Source organism: Micromonospora inaquosa (assembly GCF_003857055.1).
GTDB lineage: Bacteria > Actinomycetota > Actinomycetes > Mycobacteriales > Micromonosporaceae > Micromonospora > Micromonospora inaquosa.
Genome location: NZ_QGSZ01000052.1, coordinates 1 through 1440 on the forward strand (window position 1 = coordinate 1; position 1440 = coordinate 1440).

Annotated in this window: 1 protein-coding gene; it reads right to left on the reverse strand. The window is 66.6% G+C overall.

Going from position 1 to position 1440, the window contains the following annotated elements; translation table 11 throughout:
• Positions 1-130: 130 nt before the first annotated feature.
• Complete coding sequence (locus tag DLJ59_RS00615) at positions 131-1372, reverse strand: IS701 family transposase (RefSeq protein WP_425271374.1); 1242 nt, start codon at positions 1370-1372, stop codon at positions 131-133.
• Positions 1373-1440: the final 68 nt, after the last annotated feature.

Below are 1440 nucleotides of genomic sequence, written 5' to 3' on the forward strand. Positions count from 1 at the left end.
CTAGTAGTGCTTTGTTAGGTTCTGTGGCGTTTGTTGCGGTGTAACGGCTTCACGGGTTGGTGGCAGGTGAGGCAGGCGCCGGTCCAGGTCGCGAGGAGTCGTTGCAGCTCGCGGATGACCGCGTAGAGGGTCAGGCCGGCGCAGCCGCTTTTGGGTCCAGGCGCAGTTCGGTGATGAACAGGTGTGCGGCGGTGACCAGAGTGACGTGGCGGTACCAGCCGATGAAGGAGCGGCCTTCGAAGTGGTCCAGGCCGAGGCCGGTCTTGAGTTCGCGGTAGTCGTGTTCGATGCGCCAGCGAATCTTGCCGTAGCGGATCAGGTCGGTGTGGCTGGTAGCGGCGGGCAGGCTGGACAGCCAGTACTTCACCGGTTCGGCCTGGTCGTCGGGCCACTGGGCGATGAGCCACCGCTCCGGCAGGAGGCCGTCGGGGTCGCGGGCGACGCGGTGTCCGGCCGGGCGTACTCGTAGGAAGATGAACTGGGAACTCATCGTGCCCTTCGAGCCCTCCCGCCAGGTGATCGTTTGCGTGGCGGCGCGTCCAGCGGCGCGAACGTGCTCGACCAGACTGACCGCGGTCTTCGGGTAGCGCGGGTCGGTGCGCGTCGGTGGGCGGCCCCGCCCAGACCAGACCCGCGCAACCGGCTGCACGTCTGGTTGGTGGGCGAGGGCGTCACCTTTGACCTGCATGATGTAGTCGATGGACCGCTCGTCCAGAGCGCTGCGGAACTGGCTGTTGTCGCCGTAGCCGGCGTCGGCTGCCAGCAGCGGCGGGCGTAGTCCGTGCTCGGCCAGCTCATCGAGCATCTCCACGACCATCGACCACTTCGGCCGGTGATGCTCATCGGTAGGTATCGCGCACCGGGCCCGGCGAGCGAGCACCTCGGGGCGGTCAGCCTCGTCAACAGCCTGGTCGTCCCACGACGTCGGCAAGAACAGTCGCCAATCCAGGGGGCACGACGCGACGTCGGTGACCGCGTGGACACTCACCCCGATCTGGCAGTTCGCGACCTTGCCCAACGTGCCCGAGTACTGCCTGGCCACGCCCGGCGAACTCTTGCCATCCTTCGGAAAACCGGTGTCGTCGACCACCCACGCCACCGGCTCGACCACATCGACCGCCCGGCGGGCCAACCGCATCCGCACCGCCGTCGTGTCCCACGTCGAGGTCGTTACGAACTGTTGCAGCCCCTGATGATCCACCCCAAGCCGATCCGCCATCGGCTGCATCGACTTCCGCCGCCCGTCCAGCAACAGCCCTCGCAGATACGTCTCGCCCTTGGCCCGCTGATCCGAGCGCACCATCGGGGTGAACACATCCACGGCGAACGCTTCAAGCCGTTGCCGCACAACCGAAAGCTCGTCAGGGGTCACCGCAACATCGAACTACCCAGACCGCCCCGATGACCCCACGACACGCCGACCTAACAAAGCACTACTAG